Origin of the sequence: Nocardia sp. PE-7, assembly GCF_030486425.1 — a bacterium.
Lineage (GTDB): Bacteria > Actinomycetota > Actinomycetes > Mycobacteriales > Mycobacteriaceae > Nocardia > Nocardia salmonicida_A.
Map to the genome: position 1 here is coordinate 4220836 of NZ_CP129614.1, position 19900 is coordinate 4240735.

Annotated in this window: 20 protein-coding genes; 6 read left to right on the plus strand and 14 right to left on the minus strand. The window is 69.0% G+C overall.

Features of this window, described 5'->3' with window-relative positions; translation table 11 throughout:
- Positions 1-19: 19 nt before the first annotated feature.
- Together QX204_RS19960 and QX204_RS19965 are read right to left on the minus strand one after the other, a co-directional pair.
- Positions 20-1264 carry a bifunctional 3,4-dihydroxy-2-butanone-4-phosphate synthase/GTP cyclohydrolase II gene (locus tag QX204_RS19960; RefSeq protein WP_301901389.1) on the minus strand — a complete coding sequence of 415 codons (1245 nt, stop codon included), beginning with the start codon at positions 1262-1264 and terminating at the stop codon, positions 20-22.
- A 207-nt stretch (positions 1265-1471) separates the two neighbouring features.
- A complete protein-coding gene (locus tag QX204_RS19965) occupies positions 1472-2095 on the minus strand; it encodes a riboflavin synthase (RefSeq protein ID WP_301901390.1) in 624 nt (207 codons plus the stop codon).
- A gap of 554 nt (positions 2096-2649) precedes the next feature.
- On the opposite strand from QX204_RS19965, the gene QX204_RS19970 reads away from it, so the two are divergent.
- Entirely contained in the window at positions 2650-3120 is a 471-nt protein-coding gene (locus QX204_RS19970; RefSeq protein WP_301901391.1) for a hypothetical protein, read from the plus strand.
- On the opposite strand, the gene rpe is transcribed toward QX204_RS19970, so the two are convergent.
- Positions 3121-3777, minus strand: coding sequence for a ribulose-phosphate 3-epimerase (rpe, locus tag QX204_RS19975; protein WP_301908047.1), 657 nt, complete (start codon positions 3775-3777; stop codon positions 3121-3123).
- A gap of 153 nt (positions 3778-3930) precedes the next feature.
- Between rpe and QX204_RS19980 the strand changes: the two genes are divergently transcribed.
- Together QX204_RS19980 and QX204_RS19985 are read left to right on the plus strand one after the other, a co-directional pair.
- Positions 3931-4299, plus strand: coding sequence for an ATP-binding protein (locus tag QX204_RS19980; protein ID WP_301901393.1), 369 nt, complete (start codon positions 3931-3933; stop codon positions 4297-4299).
- A 122-nt stretch (positions 4300-4421) separates the two neighbouring features.
- Positions 4422-5207: an RNA polymerase sigma factor SigF gene (locus tag QX204_RS19985; protein WP_301908048.1), complete on the plus strand. Its 786-nt coding sequence runs from the start codon at positions 4422-4424 to the stop codon at positions 5205-5207.
- A 24-nt stretch (positions 5208-5231) separates the two neighbouring features.
- Here the strand turns inward: QX204_RS19985 and QX204_RS19990 are convergent, their stop codons facing one another.
- The 6 genes from QX204_RS19990 to QX204_RS20015 all read right to left on the minus strand — a co-directional run bounded on the left by QX204_RS19990 (position 5232) and on the right by QX204_RS20015 (position 11034).
- The gene (locus QX204_RS19990; protein ID WP_301901395.1) at positions 5232-5576 is read right to left on the minus strand and encodes an MmcQ/YjbR family DNA-binding protein; all 345 of its coding nucleotides are present in this window, start codon (positions 5574-5576) and stop codon (positions 5232-5234) included.
- A 94-nt stretch (positions 5577-5670) separates the two neighbouring features.
- Positions 5671-7029 carry an RsmB/NOP family class I SAM-dependent RNA methyltransferase gene (locus QX204_RS19995; RefSeq protein WP_082844177.1) on the minus strand — a complete coding sequence of 453 codons (1359 nt, stop codon included), beginning with the start codon at positions 7027-7029 and terminating at the stop codon, positions 5671-5673.
- A 707-nt stretch (positions 7030-7736) separates the two neighbouring features.
- The gene (gene fmt, locus QX204_RS20000) at positions 7737-8660 is read right to left on the minus strand and encodes a methionyl-tRNA formyltransferase (RefSeq protein WP_301901397.1); all 924 of its coding nucleotides are present in this window, start codon (positions 8658-8660) and stop codon (positions 7737-7739) included.
- Positions 8660-9199 carry a peptide deformylase gene (gene def / locus QX204_RS20005; RefSeq protein WP_301901399.1) on the minus strand — a complete coding sequence of 180 codons (540 nt, stop codon included), beginning with the start codon at positions 9197-9199 and terminating at the stop codon, positions 8660-8662. The genes fmt and def overlap by 1 nt, the downstream gene beginning before the upstream one ends.
- A gap of 75 nt (positions 9200-9274) precedes the next feature.
- Positions 9275-10141 carry an esterase/lipase family protein gene (locus QX204_RS20010; protein ID WP_301908049.1) on the minus strand — a complete coding sequence of 289 codons (867 nt, stop codon included), beginning with the start codon at positions 10139-10141 and terminating at the stop codon, positions 9275-9277.
- 215 nt (positions 10142-10356) lie between these two features.
- Positions 10357-11034 (minus strand): PadR family transcriptional regulator, encoded by a 678-nt coding sequence (locus tag QX204_RS20015; RefSeq protein ID WP_301901401.1) that lies wholly within the window; start codon positions 11032-11034, stop codon positions 10357-10359.
- Positions 11035-11123: 89 nt separating this feature from the next.
- Between QX204_RS20015 and QX204_RS20020 the strand changes: the two genes are divergently transcribed.
- Both QX204_RS20020 and QX204_RS20025 read left to right on the plus strand, forming a co-directional pair.
- The gene (locus QX204_RS20020; RefSeq protein ID WP_301901402.1) at positions 11124-12698 is read left to right on the plus strand and encodes an HD domain-containing phosphohydrolase; all 1575 of its coding nucleotides are present in this window, start codon (positions 11124-11126) and stop codon (positions 12696-12698) included.
- Positions 12699-12740: 42 nt separating this feature from the next.
- Complete coding sequence (locus QX204_RS20025; protein WP_301901404.1) at positions 12741-13139, plus strand: nuclear transport factor 2 family protein; 399 nt, start codon at positions 12741-12743, stop codon at positions 13137-13139.
- Positions 13140-13200: 61 nt separating this feature from the next.
- On the opposite strand, the gene QX204_RS20030 is transcribed toward QX204_RS20025, so the two are convergent.
- The gene (locus QX204_RS20030) at positions 13201-13788 is read right to left on the minus strand and encodes a TetR/AcrR family transcriptional regulator (protein WP_301901406.1); all 588 of its coding nucleotides are present in this window, start codon (positions 13786-13788) and stop codon (positions 13201-13203) included.
- 80 nt (positions 13789-13868) lie between these two features.
- Between QX204_RS20030 and QX204_RS20035 the strand changes: the two genes are divergently transcribed.
- The gene (locus QX204_RS20035) at positions 13869-14714 is read left to right on the plus strand and encodes an NAD(P)H-binding protein (protein ID WP_301901407.1); all 846 of its coding nucleotides are present in this window, start codon (positions 13869-13871) and stop codon (positions 14712-14714) included.
- Positions 14715-14735: 21 nt separating this feature from the next.
- Here QX204_RS20035 and QX204_RS20040 read toward each other — a convergent pair whose 3' ends face one another.
- The 4 genes from QX204_RS20040 to rpoZ all read right to left on the minus strand — a co-directional run bounded on the left by QX204_RS20040 (position 14736) and on the right by rpoZ (position 19883).
- Complete coding sequence (locus QX204_RS20040; protein WP_301901408.1) at positions 14736-16928, minus strand: primosomal protein N'; 2193 nt, start codon at positions 16926-16928, stop codon at positions 14736-14738.
- Between the two features lie 14 nt (positions 16929-16942).
- Positions 16943-18154: a methionine adenosyltransferase gene (gene metK / locus QX204_RS20045; RefSeq protein WP_082844160.1), complete on the minus strand. Its 1212-nt coding sequence runs from the start codon at positions 18152-18154 to the stop codon at positions 16943-16945.
- Between the two features lie 215 nt (positions 18155-18369).
- Positions 18370-19587 carry a bifunctional phosphopantothenoylcysteine decarboxylase/phosphopantothenate--cysteine ligase CoaBC gene (coaBC, locus tag QX204_RS20050; RefSeq protein ID WP_301901409.1) on the minus strand — a complete coding sequence of 406 codons (1218 nt, stop codon included), beginning with the start codon at positions 19585-19587 and terminating at the stop codon, positions 18370-18372.
- Positions 19588-19616: 29 nt separating this feature from the next.
- The gene (gene rpoZ, locus QX204_RS20055) at positions 19617-19883 is read right to left on the minus strand and encodes a DNA-directed RNA polymerase subunit omega (RefSeq protein WP_174552039.1); all 267 of its coding nucleotides are present in this window, start codon (positions 19881-19883) and stop codon (positions 19617-19619) included.
- Between the last annotated feature and the right edge of the window lie 17 nt (positions 19884-19900).

A 19900-nucleotide genomic window follows, 5' to 3' on the forward strand; every position in this document is an offset into this window, starting at 1 on the left:
TGCCTTTCCGAAGTGGTGATCACTGCGCGGTTTCGCCCAGGTCGAGATCGTCGAGGCCGACCAGGTCGTGGCCCATACGATCGCGCTTGGTGCGCAGGTAGTGCAGGTTCTCGGCATTGGCGCGCAACGGCATCGGAACGCGCTCGGTGATCGCGAGGCCGTAGCCGTCGAGGCCGACTCGCTTGGCCGGGTTGTTGGTGAGCAGACGCATCGAACGGATACCGAGGTCGACCAGGATCTGCGCGCCGGTGCCGTAATCGCGGGCGTCGGCGGGCAGGCCGAGATCGAGGTTGGCGTCGACGGTGTCGCGACCGGAGTCCTGTAACTGGTAGGCCTGCAACTTGTGCATCAGGCCGATGCCGCGGCCCTCGTGCCCGCGCATGTAGAGGACCACGCCGCGACCCTCCTGATCGACCATCTCGAGCGCCGCGTCCAGCTGCGGGCCGCAATCGCAGCGCAGCGAACCGAAGACGTCGCCGGTCAGGCACTCCGAGTGCACGCGCACCAGCACGTCCTCGCCGTCACCGATGTCGCCGCGCACCAGCGCGACGTGCTCGGCCTCGTCGAAGATGCTCTGGTATCCCACGGCCTTGAAGTCGCCGTGCGCGGTGGGGATCCGGGCCTCGGCCACCCGCACCACATGCTTCTCGTGCTTGCGCCGCCAGGCGATCATGTCGGCGATCGAGATCATCGCCAGGTTGTGCTCGTCGGCGAACACGCGCAGCTCGTCGGTGCGGGCCATGTGCCCGTCGTCCTTCTGGCTGACGATCTCGCAGATCACGCCCGCGGGACGCAGTCCGGCCATCCGGGCGAGATCGACCGCGGCCTCGGTGTGGCCGGGCCTGCGCAGCACGCCGCCGTCCTTGGCGCGCAGCGGCACCACGTGGCCGGGGCGGGTGAATTCGTCGGCCTTGGCCTCGGCGCTGGCCAGCAAGCGCATGGTGACGGCCCGGTCGGCGCCGGAGATGCCGGTGGTGATGCCCTCGCGCGCGTCCACCGAGACGGTGTAGGCGGTGCCGTGCTTGTCCTGGTTCATCGCGTACGCGGGCGGCAGGCCGAGGCGGTCGCAGTCGTCGGCGGTCAGCGGCACGCAGATGTAGCCGGAGGTGTAGCGGATCATGAACGCGACCAGCTCCGGGGTGGCCTTCTCGGCCGCGAAGATGAGATCGCCTTCGTTCTCCCGGTCCTCGTCGTCGATGACGACAACAGCCTTGCCGGCCGCGATATCGGCGACCGCGCGCTCGATGCTGTCCAACCTGGTCACGTCTGCTTGCTCCGTATATTTGGCGGCCGGGGCCGCGGGTTTCTCGGCCCGGTGGGCCTCGATCTGCCCTCCCGGCGGGCACTCCTTCGTCGCACCCTCTGGTCGGTCCAGATCTAGGCGGCCGAGAAACTGCCCTGGGATGGCAATGACTTCCTACATTACGACGATGGCGACGGGGTGTTCTGTGAGGCCCGGCGCAGATCGGTGTCAGCCTCGTTGGGCGAGGCGTTCTACGTACTTCGCGATGACGTCCACCTCGAGGTTGACGGTGGCGCCGACGGGGGCGGTGCCGAGGACGGTCAGCGCGAGGGTGGTCGGGATCAGCGAGACCTCGAACCAATCGCGGCTTCCGTCGGCACCGGGTTCGTCGTCGATACCGAGACCCGAGACGGTGAGGGAGACGCCGTCGACGGTGATCGAGCCCTTCTCCACCACATAGCGCGCGATGGAATCGGGCAGCGAGATCCGCACGACCTCCCAGTTCTCCGACGGGCTGCGGCGCAGCACCGTGCCGGTGCCGTCGACGTGGCCCTGCACGAGGTGGCCGCCGAGGCGGCTGTTCAGCGCGGCCGCGCGCTCGAGGTTGACCGGCGAGCCGGTGACGAGGCCGCCGATGCTCGAACGCTTCAACGTCTCGTCCATGACATCGACGGTGAAGCTGTCGCCGTCGACCACGTCGACCACGGTGAGGCAGACCCCGTTGACGGCGATCGAATCGCCGTGTCCGGCATCGGAAGTCACCAGCTTGCCGCGGATGGTCAACCGGGCGGCGTCGGTCAGCGCTTCGGTGGCCACGACCTCGCCGAGCTCCTCGACGATCCCTGTGAACATGCCTGAACTCCCTTGTCGCGTCATCCGTACCCGTTGGGCCCAACAGCGGGCGGGTGGCCGCTATTCCCACACGCGGCCGCCCAACTCGTCGCACAGCCTAGTAGCGCGGCCGGTGAGCCCGGGTCGGGGGCCGAACCGGACCGCGGGCGGCACTCGGCCACCGGAACCGATCGACAGGGCGTCGATTCGGCGGCGAAGGTGTATCGACATGACGCAACACCGCCGTTAATCATCCCGGCGGTTGTCGTTCAATCCAATTTTCAGCGAACCGGTCCCCCGCATTCATCCGGCCGCATTAACCTGGCAATACCCCGCCATCACGAACTGGAAACACGGTGAGTGGAATGCTTGCGCCCCCCGCACCACTGACGCAATATTGTTACGTCAATGATTCCTGCTGTTCAACCAGATGTCGGGGCTTGGAACTGCGGGTTCTCCCCGACATCATCGCCCGGAGCGCCGTTGCCACCGGGTGTTCGCCCCAGGGATAGTCCACCACTCCAGGAAGACAACACTGTGGGTTACAACAGGTTCGCGATAGGTGGGGGTGCCGCATGAGCACATTGATCGATTCGACGCTGGAAATGCGGTGCGTGCGATATCGGCGCGAGTTGCATCTACCGGCCAAGATCGATGTCGATTCCCGCCGCATTCTGCTCCAGATCGGCGCGCACTACGGCGCGGTGACCATGCCCGGCGACCTGGGCGAGCGAGTGCAGGCCAAGCTGCGCGAGGCCGCCATCGCGGGTCCGGTCGTCGATCACCCCCGCGCTCGGCGTTGGACATTCCTCACCGGCCCGTGCCGACCCGACTCCCTGACCGCGACCGCCTCGGCCGAACTGTTCCGCCTCTACGCGACCGTCGCCTGCGCGGGCAGCCAGATCGTGCTGCCCTCCCCCGACGATGAGCGCACCGGCTATCGCACCTGGGTGCAGGAACCCGAATCCGGCGACCATCGGCCGCCGGTGCAGGCAGTCGTCGACGCGGCGCGAGCGCTGGGCACCCGCAAACTCCGCGCCCTGTAGCTAGGGCAGCCAGACCGACGCGGCGAGGTTGCGCAGCGTCTGTACCGCGGCACCCGGATCGGCGGTGTTGTAGACCGCCGATCCGGCCACGAAGCAATCGATACCGGCCGCAGCGGCCTGCTCGATGGTGTCGTCGTTGATGCCGCCGTCGATTTCGACGACCAGGTGCAGCTCACCCGAGTCCACCAGGTTGCGCACGATCCGCGCCTTCTCCAGCACGCCGGGAATGAACGACTGCCCACCGAATCCGGGTTCCACGCTCATCACCAGCAGGGTGTCGAACTCGCGCAGGATTTCCAGGTACGGCTCGATCGGGGTGTTCGGCTTCACCGACAGCCCGGCTCTGCCGCCCGCGGCGCGGATGTCGCGCGCCACCGCGATCGGATCATCGGTGGCCTCGGCGTGGATCGTGACGTTGTAGGCGCCTGCCTCGGCGTAACTCGGTGCCCAGCGGCCCGGATCATCGATCATCAGGTGGCAGTCGAACGGGATGTCGGTGGCCTTGAGCAGGCTCTGCACGATCGGCAGACCCAGTGTGAGGTTCGGCACGAAGTGGCCGTCCATGACGTCGACGTGGAGCCAGTCGCAGCCTTCGACAGCCGCGGCCTCGGCGGCCAGGTTCGCGAAGTCCGCGGACAGGATTGACGGGGCGATCATCGGCTTGGAAGGACGAGAGAACGTCGGAGTGGACACAGCGCGCCAGTGTAGCGACGGCGATGGTGATTGCCCTGCCGGGATATGGGTAGCCTTCTGAGGGTGACCAATTTTTCGGCGGAACATGGGCCCTTCGGCGCCCCGGTGGAGATTCGTGTGGCAGCACAGCTGACGCAGCTGCCAATCGTGCGCGGACTGGCCGAAACACTGGTACTACTCAGTGATTTCACCCTCGACGAGGTAGCCGACGTGCGCTTGGCGGTGGACGAGGTGTGCTCGACCCTGATTGCGATCGCCGCCCCCGACACGCTTCTCACCTGCGAATTCCTCGTCGGTGACACCGAATTACAGGTCCGCGTCGACGGTGTCGCGGGCTCGCAGGGCATGCCGGATCAGCGCAGCTTCGGGTGGCATGTGCTGCGCACGCTGTGCGACGAGGTGACTGCCGAGCAGCAGGAGTTCGACGCAGGCGTGTCCGGGTACCCGACGACGGTTCGATTTCGACGGGTCCGGGGGAAGGCGTAGTGCACGGCGAGGACAACAAGCCCGACCAGCACAGTCTCAGCGAACCCGACAAAACCGACTCCCCTGCCGCGGCATCGGACGCGGCCGCTGAACCGGACAAGGAAGCACTCGAGCAGGACCCGCTGGAGGACGAGACCGACACTCCGGAGCCGGTATCCGGGTACGACGACGTCAGCGTCCTGTTCGAGCGTCTCGCGGCGACCGAGCCGGGCAGCGTGGCACACGCGGTGGCGCGCGACGCGCTGATCAACCGCTGCATCCCGCTGGCCGACCACATCGCGCGCAAGTTCAGCGGGCGCGGTGAGCCGTTCGACGATCTGTCACAGGTGGCGCGGGTCGGTCTGGTGCACGCGGTGGATCGGTTCGATCTGAGCCGGGGCTCGAACTTCCTGTCCTTCGCGGTGCCGACGATCATGGGCGAGGTCCGGCGGTATTTCCGCGACAACACCTGGGCGATGCGGGTTCCGCGGCGCGTCAAGGAAACCCACCTGCGCATCGGCGCGGCGGTGGATCAGCTCTCGCAGCGACTGGGACGCTCCCCCACCGCCAAGGAGATCGCCGCCGAACTCGATGTCGACCCCGACGAGGTCACCCAGGCGGTCATCGCGGGCAACGCCTATCAGCCGACGTCGATCGACGCCGCCTCGATCGGGCGCGACAGCGATGCGTCGCTGCTCGACACCCTCGGCGAGGAGGAATCGCAGTTCGACCGCGTCGAGGAGTACATCGCGGTGCGCCCGCTCCTGGCGGGCCTGCCCGAACGTGAGCGCCGCATCCTCACGATGCGGTTCTTCGAGTCGATGACGCAGACGCAGATCGCCTCACAGTTGGGGATCTCGCAGATGCACGTGTCGCGGATTCTCGCGAAAACCCTGGCACGCCTGCGTGAATTGTCCGAACGAGACTGACGCCGGCGGGACAACGGAGTCCCCCTACGCGCCCTGCCTGGCGCCCCGAAGCTTCGCGGGTGCGCGCAGCCACCAGGCGCTGTCGATCAGCTCGGCGAGCTGTCGCGGATCGACCGCGGCGAGGTCGACGAGAACGAACGGGTGCCCGTCGTAGTGCGGGGTCGTGTAGAACGCCGGATCACCGGAGGCGAGCAGCGCTTGCTTCTCCGTGAGCTCGCAGAGCAACGCCAGGCCGCCCTCCGCTTCGACACGTAACCGTGCGAAGCCCTTTCCGTTCACTTTCAGGCCGGGACTGCGCCACCAGGTGCCTTCCTCCACACCCGGCAGCGCCGTCGCCACCGCGACCACCTGCTCCCATGTCATCGCCATCCATCGATTCTGCACCGCGGCGATCGTCACGCGCTTGGACGAATGGAACGGCGCCGCTCCCGGTGCGGGAACGGCGCCGTGTGTTCACGCGGGGCTATTTCTTGCGCAGGGTCGCCAGGAACATCGCGTCGGTGCCGTGGCGGTGCGGCCAGAGCTGTGCGGACGGGCCGTCGCCGAGATCGGTGACGCCGGGCAGGAACTCGCGGCTGTCGAGTTCCTCGGCGCCGGTGCGACGGACGAAATCGGCGACCACCGACACTGTTTCCGCGAGGTGCGGTGAGCAGGTCGAATACACGACGACACCGCCCGGACGCACCAGATCCCATGCGGCGGTGAGCAGTTCACGCTGCAAGGTGACCAGTTCGGCCACGTCGGCCGGGGTGCGACGCCAGCGCGCCTCCGGGCGTCGGCGCAGAGCGCCGAGGCCGGTGCACGGCGCGTCGACCAGAACGCGGTCGTAGCCGGGGGTCAGCCCGCTGTCGCGGCCGTCGGCGACGTGCACGGTGACCGGCAGGTTCCTGGTGGATTTGCGGACCAGTTCCGCGCGGTGCTCGGCGGGTTCCACGGCGTCGACGGTGAACAGGTCGATCGCGGCGAGTGCGCCGAGCAAGGCCGCCTTGCCGCCGGGACCGGCGCAGAGGTCGAGCCAGCGGCCCTTGTCCTCGCCTTCCAGCGGTGCGCGGGTGAGAGCGAGCGCGACCAACTGGCTGCCCTCGTCCTGGACCGAGGCGATGCCGTCGCGAACCGGTTCCAGCAGCCCGGGATCACCACCGTCGAGATACACCGCGTACGGCGACCAGCGGCCCTCTTCGCCGCCGGTGACCAGCGCCAGCTCTTCGGCGGTGATCTCGCCGGGCCGGGCGACCAAGTGCACGACCGGGCGCTCGTCGTCGGCTGCCAGGAGTTCGTCCAGCTCGCCCGCCTGCGCGCCCAGCGCGTCGGCGAAGGACTGGGCGATCCACTTGGGGTGCGCGTGTTCGAAGGCGAGCTTGCCGACCGGGTCGGCCGGGGCCAACTCGGTGATCCACTGCTCGGCGGTCTTCTCACCCGCCCGACGCAGGACGGCATTGACGAAACCGGCACGGCCCTGGCCGAATTCGGCACTGGCCAGGTCGACGGAGGTGTCGACGGCGGCGTGCGCGCTGGTGCGGGTGCGCAGCAGCTGGTAGACGCCCAGGCGCAGGATATCGAGGATGGGGCCGTCGATCTCGTCGACCGGGCGGCCCGCGCAGGCCGAGATCACCGCGTCGAGCTGCCCCTGCGAACGGCTCGCGCCGTAGGTGAGCTCGGTCGCGAACGCGGCGTCACGCCCGCTGATCTTGCGCTCGCGCAACAGCTTCGGCAGCGCGAGGTTGGCGTAGGCGTCGCGCTCACGCACTGCCCGCAGTACATCGAGGGCGACCTCGCGCGCGGGATCCACGGGCTCGCCGCGCCGCTTGCGCGGACTGGGCACACTGGGATCGGGCCGCTCGGGGCGACGCTGCGAGGCGGCCTTGGCCGCCGGTCCCGCACCAGCCTCGCGGCTGCTCGCGCTGTGGCTTCGCGAATCTCCTTCGCGCGCACCGCGGTCGGGACGGGAGGTGCCGCGCTCGGCACGTCCCGCGCCGGAACGTCCCGCACGGTCACCGCGCTGGTCGGCCGTGTCACGACCCGGTGCCCCGCCGAAACCGGGACGGTCGTCCGCGCGGCGAGGGGCACCGGAGCGCGGAGCGTCCGCACGACTGCCCGCGTCACGCCCTTGCGCACGGTCGTTCGCGCCACGGCCGAAACCGGGGCGGTCGTCGCGGCGGGGCGCGCCCGAGCGCGGGGCGTCGCCGCGCTGGTTTCCTGCGTCACGACCCTGCGCGCCGCAGGTGAAACCGGGGCGGTCGTCCGCGCGGCGGGGTGTGCCGGAGCGGTAGCCGTCGTCGCGACGGGGTCGATCGGAGCCGCCGCGGTCGTCGCGGCCCGTCCAGCGGTCGCCGTCCGCGCGCGGGGTGGTGGTGCCCTTCGCGGCGCGGGCGGCCCAACCGCCGTCGACGTTCTTGCCGGTGATCTTGCGGTCGTCGCGGGGGCTGCCGCCCCGCTGTTCACCCGTTTTTCCGGTGGGCTTGCGGTCATCGCGAGACGTGATGCCCTTCGCCGCGTCGGCGTCGCGGCGTCGGCGGCGGTCGGAGGCGCTCATCCGATCACCGTGCCGGGAGCCAGACGGGCGCCGCGGGCCCAGTCGAGGGCGTTCATCATCTTCTTGCCGGGCGGCTGGACCTGCCCCAGGCGGACCGCTGTGGTCGATGTTCCGACGAAGACGCCGGACTTGCGCACCTCGATCTCGCGTTCGGGCAAGGTTTCCTCCACCATTTCCACCGGGCCGAGTTTGAGGCGCAGCCCGTTCACCTCGGTCCACGCACCGGGCGCCGGGGTGACGGCGCGGATGTGGCGGTGGATGGCCAGGGCGGGTTCGTCGAATCCGATCCGCCCTGCCTCCACGGTCACCTTCGGTGCGTAGGACACGCCGTCGTGGGATTGCGGAATCGCTTGCAGCGAACCGTCTTCCACGCCGTCCAGGGTCTTCTCGAGCAGCACGGCGCCCGCATCGGCGAGCCGGGCGAGCAGCTCGCCCGCGGTGTCGGTGAGCCCGATCTTCTCGGTCATCACTCCGTACACCGGGCCGGTGTCGAGGCCCGCCTCGATCAAAAAGGTCGACGCGCCGGTCATGTCGTCGCCCGCGTCGATGGCCGCCTGCACGGGCGCCGCTCCCCGCCAGGAGGGCAGCAGCGAGAAGTGCAGATTGATCCAGCCGTGCACGGGGATATCGAGCACCTGCTGCGGCAGCAGCGCACCGTAGGCGACGACCGGGCAACAGTCCGGCGCGAGCTCGGTGAGCGCGGCGACGAATTCGGGATCGGACGGCTTACGCGGCGTGAACACCGGGATGCCGTGTTCGTCGGCGAGCAGGCCCACGGGCGAGCGCATGACTTTGCGGCCACGACCCGCGACGGCGTCGGGCCGGGTGACCACCGCGACGACCTCGTGGCCCTCGCTCTCGATCAGCCTGCGCAGTGAGGGCACCGCGGGTTCGGGCGTGCCCGCGAAAACGAGGCGCATCAGCGACCACCGCCGACGCCGCTGGATTCGCGCACAGTGATTCCGCCGCGGAACCAGTCGGATTCGCGGATGGTGCGCATCGCGTCCTTGCGGTCGGCAGGTTCGAGCCGGTTGACGAACAGCACGCCGTCGAGGTGATCGTGTTCGTGCTGCACGCAGCGCGCGAGCAGACCCTCTGCCTCGAATTCCACCGGCGCACCGGTGATGTCGACGCCGGTGACCCGAACGCGCGATGCCCGGCGCACGTCGTAGCGCACACCGGGAATCGACAGGCAGCCCTCGGGACCGACCTGTTCGTCGGCCCCGACGGCCGACCACTCCGGGTTCACCACGTGCCCCGCGGCGTCGCCGGTGTCGTAGACGAACACCCGCAGCCCGACCCCGATCTGCGGCGCGGCCATCCCGACCCCGCCGTCGTCGTGCATGGTCTCGGTGAGGTCGGCGACCAAGGTGGCGAGGTCGGGACCGAACTCGGTGACCGCGTCGGCACGCGAGCGCAGGATCGGGTCGCCGAACAGGCGAACGGGCTGAATGGTCACGGTGGCTCCCGGGGAGGACGAATGCGGTCGTCCCAGTCTAGTGACCCCGCCGGGCGCCTCCGTCCAGCCCGGCCGTCAGGAGTTGCCCGCGATGATCACCTCGGGGATACCGGTGCCGAGTGGGACCGGTGCGCAGACCGGAGCGGGCGCCCGGACGGGGTCGAGGACGCGCTGGAGCAGTTGCTGCACGAACGGGTCGTAGACCAGGTGGAAGTGGCCGGTCAGGTTGTCGGCGCACAGGTCCTGCAGGACGAGGTTCTCCGCACCCGCACCGCGCAGGGCGATGTTCGAGAACGGCTGGATCATCTCGTCGACCCGGCTGCCGACGGTGACGTATCGGACACCGGGCACGGTGTCGCCGCCCGCGTTGAGCTCCACCATGAGTGGTTCGCCCTGTGCCTGCTGGACCGCGGCCGTCGAGGTGACCTTCGCGAAGACGTCCATCATGCCGGGAACGGCCTGCCCCACCGGAACCAGTCCGTACATGACCCCGCCGTAGCTGGGTGAGGCCAGGCCGACCCAGGTCCCGACCTTCGGCGCGCCCCCGAGCTTGTTGACGTAGAACCGGCTGACGGTCGCCCCCTGCGAGAATCCGACCAGATCGACCTTGGTCGCCTGGGTCGCGACCAGGACCTCGTCGACGAACCCGGCCAGCTGGGTGAAACTGATCCGCATGTCTTCGGTGCCGTAGGTGTCGGCGCCCGGCGCCCCGCCGTAGTTCAGCGCGAAGACGCAGTAGCCGGCCGACACCAGCTGCGGTCCGATTCCCGCCCAGTCGGAGTACGCACTCGAGTCGGTGCCGTGCACCAACACGATCGGCCGCGGATGCTCGACGGTGGGCCTACACCCGAAGTTGTTGAGCCCCACCGGAACCGAGTTCGGATGAGCCTTGATGTAATGGGCGGCGTCCAGATGATCGGCCTGCGGCGGACCCGCCTCCATCGGAATGACAGCCGGCCGAAAATTCGCCGGTTCAGCGGCGGCGACCGGTGCGAAGGACACACCGATCACCGCCGTGCAGGCGAGTGCCGTGACCGACACCGCTGCGCGCAATCGTGATATTCCCCAACCCCACAACGTTCCCAGTTGTTCCATGCCCCAAACATTTACTCCATGGGCCCGACAACCGCACGCCGGGAAGGGCGTTCACGACGCCCTCACTTCTCGGGGGTTGCGTCGCCCTCGGAAACGACATCGTCCTCGGCGAGGATCCGGTAGAGCGCCCGACGGGTTTCGGCGAGCACCTCGGCCGCCTTCGCCGCCTGCTGCGCGGTGCCGACCTGGGCCACCTGACCGACCGCGCCCATCACCTGTCCGACCAGGCCGCGCAGGTCCAGCGCCTGAGCGCCGACATCCTGCTTGACCTCGGCCCACGGGTCGCCGAGATCGTCGCGATGAGTCTCGACATAGGCCTTGCCCTCGTCGGTGAGCTGCGCGGTTTTGCGACCGGCGACCTTCTCGATGAGCACCAGTCCCTCGTCCTCGAGCTGGGCCAATGCCGGATAGATGGAGCCCGGGCTGGGGCGCCAGACATCGTCGCTGCGATCGCGGATCTGCTGGATCAGTTCGTAGCCGTGCATGGGGCGCTCGACGAGCAGCAGCAGCACCGCAGCCCGCACGTCACCCCGCCTGCCACGACCGCCGCGGCCGCGTCCACGACCGAAACCGGGGCCGAAACCGGGCCCGAAACCTGGGCCGAAGCCCGGTCCGAACTCGGGGCCGTGCCCGTGTCGCCCGCCGTGGCGGAACTGCTGCCGGTCGGGACCGAATTCCCGGGGGCCCGGTCCACGACCGCGCCGGAAGTGTCCGAATTCTCGTTGTTCTTGGTTATGCATGACAGCCTCCTGTGGCTCTCTCGTTTGTCTTGACACTATCGACGATATATCGGCAATGCATCGAACGCAAGGAGTAATCTGGATTCACCATGACGGAGCTGCCCCGGCCCCTTCGGCTCGCCGAACTGGTCGCCTCGCTGTCACTGGCCACCGACCTCGGGCTCGGCCAGCCGCAGGAACACGTCCTGCGCCAGACCGTTCTGGCCGTCCGACTGGCAGAAGCCGCGGGACTGTCCGAGGCCGATCGGGCAGCCGCCTACTACGTCTCGCTACTGGCCTGGGTCGGCTGCGTGGCCGACTCCCCCGAGATGGCGCGCTGGTTCGGCGACGACCTGCGGATCCGGGCCGACAGCTACGACATCGACAAGACCGGGTTGCCGATGATGGCGTTCCTGCTCGGGCATCTCGCCGAAGGCGCGTCTCCGCTGCGGCGGATCTCGGTGACCGGCCGCTTCCTCGCGGGCGGCGTGCGCGACACGATGGACTCGTTCCTCACCCACTGCCGCACCGCCGCCGATATCGCCGACCGCCTCGACCTACCCGACGCGGTCAAGACGGCGCTGCCGCAAGCCTTCGAACGGTGGGACGGCCACGGCGTTCCCGGCGGATTGTGCGGCGACGCGATCATCCCGGTGATGCGGGTGGTGCACATCGCCGACGACGCCGAAGTCCATGCCAGGGTCGGCGGTATCGACGCTGCGCTGCGCATGTTGCGGTCGCGCAGTGGAACCGAGTTCGATCCCACCCTGGTCGAGCTGTGCACCCGCGACGAGGGGGCACTGCTCGACGGACTCGACCGCGTCGATGCCTGGCAGCAGGTGATCGACGGCTGCGCGGCACTCGACAGACCGATCGCCGACGACGAACTCACCGATGTCCTCACCGTCTTCGCCGACTACTCCGACGCGAAAGCGACCTGGTTCCTCGGTCACTCGCGCGGTGTCGCCGACCTGGCCGCCGCCGCGGCGCGCGAGTACGGCCTGCCCCCCGAGCAGGCGGACACGGTGCGGCGGGCGGCCTTGGTGTGCCGCCTCGGCACCATCGGCGTCTCGACGGGGATCTGGAACAAACCGGGACCATTGACCGCGTCCGAACGTGAACGGGTACGGATGGTTCCGTATCTGACCGAGCGGGTGCTGGCGCGTAGTCCGCACCTGGCCGCGCTCGCCGGACCCGCCTCGATGGTCTACGAACGGATGGACGGATCCGGCTATCCGCGCGGACTCACCGGGTCGATGCTGCCGCCCGCCGCGCGAATCCTCGCCGCCGCGCAGATGTTTCGCGCGCTCGGCGAGCAGCGGCCACACCGACCGGGCATCGAACCCGACGAACGAGCCGAAATCCTGCGGGCCGAAGTGACCGCGGGCAGGCTGGACGGTGACGCCGTCGCCGCGGTCCTGGCCGCGGCACAGGGTCGACGACCACGCAAACGCGCGCAGATCGCCGGCCTCACCGCCCGCGAACTCGACGTCCTCGCCCTGCTCGTGCGGGGTGGGTCGACCCGCGAGATCGCCCGAGCTCTCGGTATCAGCCCGCGCACGGCGGGCAGCCATGTCGAGCACATCTACACCAAAATCGGGGTGCACAGCCGCGGCTCGGCCGCGGTCTTCGCGATGCGCCACGGGCTACTGCCCGACGAGGATCAGACCGCAAAGATCGGGTGATCACCCGATGTTCGATATCCGCGCAGGTCGCAGACTTTTCCCATGACTACTTCGACCCCCACCACGCAGACGACCTCCTCGGTCGCCGACCTGTTTCTCGCCGCGTTGATCCAGCGCGACTTCGCCACCATGACGACCTACCTCGCCCCCGAGGTCACACTGCGCGGCCTGATTCCGCCCGGCCCGTTCACCGCGGTCGGCCCCGATCCGGCGATCGAGCGCTTCCGCGGCTGGTTCGGCGGTCCCGACGATTTCACCGTCGTCGATTCCGGCCGCGAACGGATCGGCAACAAGCTCGGGATGCACTGGCTGGTCCGCATGCGACCCGCCAACGGCGCCACCCGCGTCGCCGAGCAGCGCGTCTTCCTCACCACCGACAACGGCGAGATCACCGGCATCGACCTGTTGTGCTCGGGCTGGCAGCCCGGCGATCGCGCCTGAGTCCGCCGCACACCCGAGTCGACGCCCGGCACACCGGCCGGGCGTCACGACACCACCGCGTCTACCGCGCACCCAGCTCGTCGATCCACCGCTCCAGCCGCGCGCCCTCGGTGACCATCAGTTCCGGGTCGCGGAAAGTGTTGGTGAGCAAAGAGATTCCCTGATAGGCAGCCACGAAGGCGATCGCGAGCTCGGCGGCGTCGGTACGCCCCAGCTCGGCGAACTGCGTGCGAGCCCAGTCCACGAGCAGGCCCATCACGCGCGCTGGCTCGCCGCGGAAAGCGTCCTCCCGCTTGTCGAGCTCGGCGGCCAACGAGCCGAACGGGCACCCGTATCGCGCCGCCATCTCCCGCTGGTCGACCCAGCTGCGGACCATCGCCTTCAATCGCTCGGCGGGCCCCGGCAGCTCGGCGATCTCGGCGACAGCCCCGGTCAGCACCTGCGCGTGCAGCTCGATGACCGCGGCGACGAACTGGTCCTTGGTCTTGAAGTAGTAGTACACATTGCCGACCGGTACGTCGGCCTCGCGCGCGATCTCGGCGATCGTCGTCTTCTCGATGCCCTGTTGGTAGAACACCCGCATCGCCGCCTGGACCAGCCGTTCCTGCTTCCCGATCGTGGGGCTGACCTGCGCGTCCGATTTAGTCATACAACTAACTATAGACAGCCGATCCCCGATGGGATACGTTCTGCCCAGCAATTAAGTCAGTCAACTAACTAAGGATTCGCATGATCGTCGTCACCGGAGCGACCGGCAATATCGGCAGCACCCTGGTCGGACTACTCGCCGATGCGGGTGAACAGGTCAGGGCCGTCTCCCGAGGTAGTCGTCCCGTCGATCTGCCCGCGGGTGCCGAGCACGTGGTCGCCGACCTGGGCGATCTCGACAGCCTCTCCCCCGCACTACACGGCGCCGACGCGCTGTTCCTGCTGATCACCGGCGAGCAGCTGATGACCGGCCCCGAGCCGGCGCTGCTACTGAAAACCGCCGCGGACGCCGGCGTGCGCCGAGTCGTCTTCGTGTCCTCACAAGGCGCGGTGACCCGCCCCCACTCCGACGGCTACGCCAGAACGATCGCCTTCGAACAGGCACTCGCCGAGTCCGGCCTGGAGTGGACGGCGCTGCGACCCGGCGCGTTCTTCTCCAACACCTTCGCGTGGATCGAACCGATCCGCACCCAGCGCATCGTCCCGGCGCCCTTCGGCAATGTCGGCCTTCCCGCCGTGGACCCCGCCGATATCGCCGCCGTCGCCGCGGCCGCCCTCCGCGAAGACGGCCACCACGCTCGCGCCTACACCCTGACCGGTCCCGCTGTGGTGACCCCGCGCGACCAAGCAGCGGCACTCGCCGAAGCGATCGACATCCCGATCGCCTTCGTCGAACTCACCTCCGACCAAGCCAAACAGAACATGCTCCGCTTCATGCCCGAGCCGGTCGCCGACCACACCCTGACCATCCTCGGCACGCCGACCCCGGAAGAACTCCAGGTCAGCGACGAAATCGAGAAGGTTCTCGGTCGCCCGGCCACGGCCTACGCGCAGTGGGCGCGACGCCATCGAGCGATGTACGCCTGACCGATGTGCCGGGCGCCCGGGTCAGCCGATGTCGACAGGGTCGATCTGGACCCGAAGGGGGGCATCGGAGCGATGGGAGCTGCGAACCGCTTGGGCGGCGGTGAGCGCGCGGGCGAGGGGCGCGCCACCCGAGCGGGGCACGCGCAGCAGCATGCGCTCGACCTCGGCGGGAGAGTCGGCGCCGGAGAACGGTTTACGGGCCGTCGGAGGCAGGGGGACGGGGCCGAGGACCTCGGTGCCGTCGGGAAGATTGGTGGCGTCGAGTAATTCGGCGATCGAGGCGGTGGTGCCGTCGACGGCGGCGAGGCGGACCGCGGGCGGGAAACCGACCTCGGCACGGGCTTCGAGTTCGGCGGCGGCGTGGTGGACGGGGTCCCACCGGACCAGCGCCTGGACGGTGGGCAGGGAGGGTTCGGCCATCACGATGACCTGCCCGCGAGGCCGCACCAACGCCGCCGCGCCCATCCAGCGGCGCAAGGTGTCCTCGGTCGCGCGCAGGTCGGCGCGGCCGAGCAGCGCCCATCCGTCGAGCAGCAGGGCCACACCGTAACCACCCGGCACGAGCGGTTCGGCCCCGACGGTGGCGACGACCACCTGAGCGCCCGGTTCGACGGTATCGAGCACCTCCCCGCCCCCTGACGTGCGGATCGGTACCCCGGCGAAGGCGCGACCGAGTTCTTCGGCGGTTCGGGCCGCGCCGATCACCGTCGCCCGCAGAGCTCGCGCACCACACGCCTGGCAGCGGAACGCCGCTTCGGTGATCCCGCACCATTTGCAATGCGGGCTCGCCGCTTCACCATTGGCCGACTGCGGCAGCGCCAACGGACCGTTGCAGTGCCGACAGCGGGCAGGGGTGCGACATTTCGCGCACGCCAGCGACGGCACGTACCCGCGCCGCGGCACCTGCACCAGCACCGCCACGTTCTCCTTGATCGCGGAGCGCGCGGCCGCGAACGCGACGCCGGGCATCCGCACCGACCGCGCCAACGCGTCGCGCTCCAGCGCGAAATCGCTGTCGCCGGGCGCGCTGATCCGCGGCGTCACCTCGCGCAATACCTGCCGTTCGGCGAGAAGGTCACGCGCCCAACCGGATTCGACCACCGCTTGGATCTCGGCGGTCCGCGCGAAACCGGCGGCGACGAACGCCGCGCCCGTCTCGTGCGCCCGCAGCATCGCCACTTCCCGAGCATGCGGATACGGGGACCTCGGTTCGGCGTAGGTGTCGTCGCCGTCGTCCCAGATCGCGATCAGTCCGAGGTCCCGCGCCGGGGCGAACACCGCCGCCCGCGTCCCCACCACGATCCGCGCCTGCCCACGTAATACCGCCAGCCACCGCCGATACCGCGCAGCGGGACCCAACCCCGCCGACAGCCCGACCGCCGAATCACCGACCAGCGCAACACATTCGGCGAGCAACCGATCGAGGTCGCGCTGATCCGGCACCATCAACACGGCGCTGCGCCCACCGGCCACGACCGTCGCCGCCGCCTCCGCCAGCCGCGCCGCCCAGTTCTCCCCCGGCAATGCCTGCCACGCCGCCCGCGCCCCTTTGCCGTGCGCCAGCGCGTCGACAAAGGCCGGGCCGTGTACGTACCGGCCCCATGCCGAAGCATCGACCTCGACGGGCGATTGGGCTACGGGCACTTCGGGCGTCGACTCGAGCCCAGCCTCCGCGGTCGTCGCATCCGGTTGGTCCGCTGAAGCCCCGCCCGCCGCTGCGGCCGATTCACCAGGGCCGTTCCCGCCGGCCTCGGCAGGTATGTCAAACGGCGAATCTTCTTCGTTATCAACGACTTCCGGCACAGATGCCGCTTTCGAAGCGGTACCGGTCTTCTTGGTGCCGCCGGTTTCGGTCCGAGCGTGGCGCGGTGGAATGGCCAGACGAAGGACGTCGGCGCGCGTCCCCGCGTAGCGGGTGGCGACGGCGGTGGCCAGGCGCAGAATTTCCGGGGTGAGCACCCGTTCCGGCGAGACGACCCGTTCGAGTGGCATCATCTTGCCGTTGTGATCGCTGCTCGGGAGACGTTCCAGCAAGTATCCGTCGACGAGGCGACCGGCGAAACGCACGCGCACACGCACGCCGGGTTGAGCGATCTCGTCCAGTTCAGGGGGGACGAGGTAGTCGAAGTCGCGGTCGAGGTGGGCAGGCGAAAGCAGCGGGAGCACCCTCGCGATGGGGTGTCCCGCTGCCTTCGATGTTTCGTCCGCTGTCACGCGGTCCGTGGGTATTACAGGCCGACGGCCGCGCGCAGCTTGTCGGCGCGGTCCGTGTGCTCCCAGGGCAGGTCGACGTCGGTGCGGCCGAAGTGGCCGTAGGCCGCAGTCGGCGCGTAGATCGGGCGCAGCAGGTCGAGATCACGGATGATCGCGCCCGGACGCAGGTCGAAGACCTCGGAGATGGCGGTGGAGATACGCGTCGGGTCGACCTTCTCGGTCCCGAAGGTCTCGACGAACAGGCCGACCGGGGCCGACTTGCCGATCGCGTACGCGACCTGCACCTCGACGCGATCCGCCAGGCCGGCGGCCACGACGTTCTTGGCGACCCAGCGCATGGCGTAGGCGGCCGAGCGGTCGACCTTCGACGGGTCCTTGCCGGAGAACGCGCCGCCACCGTGGCGGGCCATGCCGCCGTAGGTGTCGACGATGATCTTGCGGCCGGTCAGGCCCGCATCGCCCATCGGACCACCGAGGACGAACTTGCCGGTGGGGTTCACCAGCAGTCGGATGTCGGAGGTGTCGAGGCTGGGCAGGTTCAGATCGCCGATGACAGCGTCGACGACCTTCTCGCGAATATCGGGGGCGAGCAGGTTGTCGAGGTCGATATCGGCCGCGTGCTGGGTGGAGATGACGACCGTATCGAGACGGACCGGGCGGTCACCGTCGTATTCGATGGTGACCTGGGTCTTGCCGTCGGGGCGCAGGTAGGGCAGCACACCCGACTTGCGGACCTCGGTGAGCTTGCGCGAGAGCCGGTGCGCGAGCGCGATCGGCAGCGGCATCAGCTCGGGCGTGTCGGTGGTCGCGTAACCGAACATCAGGCCCTGGTCGCCGGCGCCCTGACGCTCGATCGCGTCGTCGGAACCGCCGACACGCGCCTCGTGCGAGGTGTCGACACCCTGGGCGATATCGGGCGACTGGGCACCGATCGCGATGTTGACACCGCAGGAGTTGCCGTCGAATCCCTTTGCGGAGGAGTCGTATCCGATCTCGAGCACCTTCTCGCGCACGATCCGCGGAATGTCGGCGTAGGCGGAGGTGGTGACCTCGCCCGCGACATGGACCTGCCCCGTGGTGACCATGGTTTCCACCGCGACGCGGCTGCCCGGGTCCTCCGCGAGCAATGCGTCGAGGATGGAATCGCTGATCGCGTCACAGATCTTGTCCGGATGCCCCTCGGTCACGGACTCACTGGTGAATAGCCGACTACCTGTCGTACGCACAGTTCTTCCCTCTCCCTCAACGGGTTACTCGTTCGGCTTGTGACGGTAACTTCTCGGTGTTACCGCGCAACCCTTCTCATCAAGACTATTCCAAACCACCGACATGGTGGCGAGTACGCACCAAGCCACGCCGCGAACACCTGTCCGGACGGTAGACTGCACGACCCTCGTTGCCGCGCAACTGTTTTCGCGCGAAATCGACGCGAACTCCCCGGTCAGCGCAGGAGCGGAACCAGCGCGTCGAGCACCCGGCTGGCCAGCAGCGCCTTCGAGCCGTGATCGAGGGCCTGTTCGGTGCCGTCGGCGCCGAGCAACCAGCCGTCGTTGGTGTCGACCTCGAACGCCTTGCCCTCACCGACCGCGTTGACCACGAGTAGATCGCAACCCTTGCGCGCCAGCTTCGAGCGCGCGTGGGTGAGCACGTCGCCGTTGTCGTCACCGGTCTCGGCGGCGAAACCGACGATCGCGGTATCGGCGAGCCGTCCCTCGGTGCGGGCGTCGACCAAGCCGGCGAGGATGTCCTCGTTCTTGGTCAGCGGGATCACGTCGGGTTCGTCGGCGCCCTTCTTGATCTTCGCAGCGGCCACATGGGTCGGACGGAAATCGGCGACCGCGGCCGCCATGATCACCGCGTCGGCGCCGAGCGCGTGCTTGTCGACCGCGGTTTTGAGCTGGTCGGCGGTGGTGATGTGGACCAGCTCGACCGCGGCGGGCGGCGCGAGCTCGATCGTGTTACCCGCGATCAGCGTCACCTGGGCGCCGCGCTGGGCGGCGACCCTGGCCAGGGCATAGCCCTGTTTGCCGGAGCTGCGGTTGCCGAGGAAGCGCACCGGGTCGAGGGGTTCCCTCGTACCACCGGCGGTGATCACCACGCGGCGACCGGTCAGATCGCGCGGCAGCGCGTCGGCACGTTCGAGCAGCAGCGAGGCCAGACCGAAGATCTCCTCCGGCTCCGGCAGCCGTCCCGGACCCGTATCGGTGCCGGTGAGCCGGCCCGAGGCGGGTTCCATCACGTTGGCGCCGTGCGCGCGCAGCGTCGCGACATTGGCCACCGTCGCCGGATGCTCCCACATCTCGGTGTGCATCGCGGGCGCGAACAGCACCGGACATCGAGCCGTCAGCAACGTGGCGGTGAGCAGATCGTCGGCGCGCCCCTGTGCGGCGCGCGCCATCAGATCCGCGGTGGCGGGGGCGATGACGACGAGATCGGCCTCCTGGCCGATCCGGACATGCGGCACCTCGGGCACGTCGGCGAACACCGTGGTGTGCACGGGCTGACCAGACAGCGCCTCGAAGGTCGCCTTGCCGATGAACTGGAGAGCCGACTCGGTGGGAACGACCCGCACCTGGTGTCCGGTCTCGGTGAAACGGCGAACGAGGGCACACGCCTTGTAAGCGGCGATGCCCCCGCCGACCCCGACGACGATCCGCATGGTCTTCTACGCCTCCGGACTAGAGATTGTCACTCGCCCTCGGTGTGTTCGAGCAGGTCGGAGTGGATTTCGCGCATAGCGACCGACAGCGGCTTCTCCTGCAGACCCGGCTCGACGAGCGGGCCGACGTACTCGAGGATGCCGTCACCGAGCTGGTTGTAGTAATCGTTGATCTGGCGGGCGCGCTTGGCCGCGTAGATCACCAGGGCGTACTTGGAGGACGTGCGCTCGAGCAGCTCGTCGATCGGGGGGTTGGTGAGGCCGATCGGGGTGTCGTACGCGGGTACTGCGGTGATGTCCGTACTCACTAGGG

What these genes read in the sequence shown, in the direction of transcription:
- QX204_RS19965 (WP_301901390.1), bottom strand. Translation starts at nt 2,095, where the DNA reads ATGTTCACAGGGATCGTCGAGGAGCTCGGCGAGGTCGTGGCCACCGAA.
- QX204_RS19970 (WP_301901391.1), top strand. Translation starts at nt 2,650, where the DNA reads ATGAGCACATTGATCGATTCGACGCTGGAAATGCGGTGCGTGCGATAT.
- rpe (WP_301908047.1), bottom strand. Translation starts at nt 3,777, where the DNA reads ATGATCGCCCCGTCAATCCTGTCCGCGGACTTCGCGAACCTGGCCGCC.
- QX204_RS19990 (WP_301901395.1), bottom strand. Translation starts at nt 5,576, where the DNA reads ATGGCGATGACATGGGAGCAGGTGGTCGCGGTGGCGACGGCGCTGCCG.
- fmt (WP_301901397.1), bottom strand. Translation starts at nt 8,660, where the DNA reads ATGCGCCTCGTTTTCGCGGGCACGCCCGAACCCGCGGTGCCCTCACTG.
- QX204_RS20010 (WP_301908049.1), bottom strand. Translation starts at nt 10,141, where the DNA reads ATGGAGGCGGGTCCGCCGCAGGCCGATCATCTGGACGCCGCCCATTAC.
- QX204_RS20015 (WP_301901401.1), bottom strand. Translation starts at nt 11,034, where the DNA reads ATGCATAACCAAGAACAACGAGAATTCGGACACTTCCGGCGCGGTCGT.
- QX204_RS20020 (WP_301901402.1), top strand. Translation starts at nt 11,124, where the DNA reads ATGACGGAGCTGCCCCGGCCCCTTCGGCTCGCCGAACTGGTCGCCTCG.
- QX204_RS20025 (WP_301901404.1), top strand. Translation starts at nt 12,741, where the DNA reads ATGACTACTTCGACCCCCACCACGCAGACGACCTCCTCGGTCGCCGAC.
- QX204_RS20030 (WP_301901406.1), bottom strand. Translation starts at nt 13,788, where the DNA reads ATGACTAAATCGGACGCGCAGGTCAGCCCCACGATCGGGAAGCAGGAA.
- QX204_RS20035 (WP_301901407.1), top strand. Translation starts at nt 13,869, where the DNA reads ATGATCGTCGTCACCGGAGCGACCGGCAATATCGGCAGCACCCTGGTC.
- coaBC (WP_301901409.1), bottom strand. Translation starts at nt 19,587, where the DNA reads ATGCGGATCGTCGTCGGGGTCGGCGGGGGCATCGCCGCTTACAAGGCG.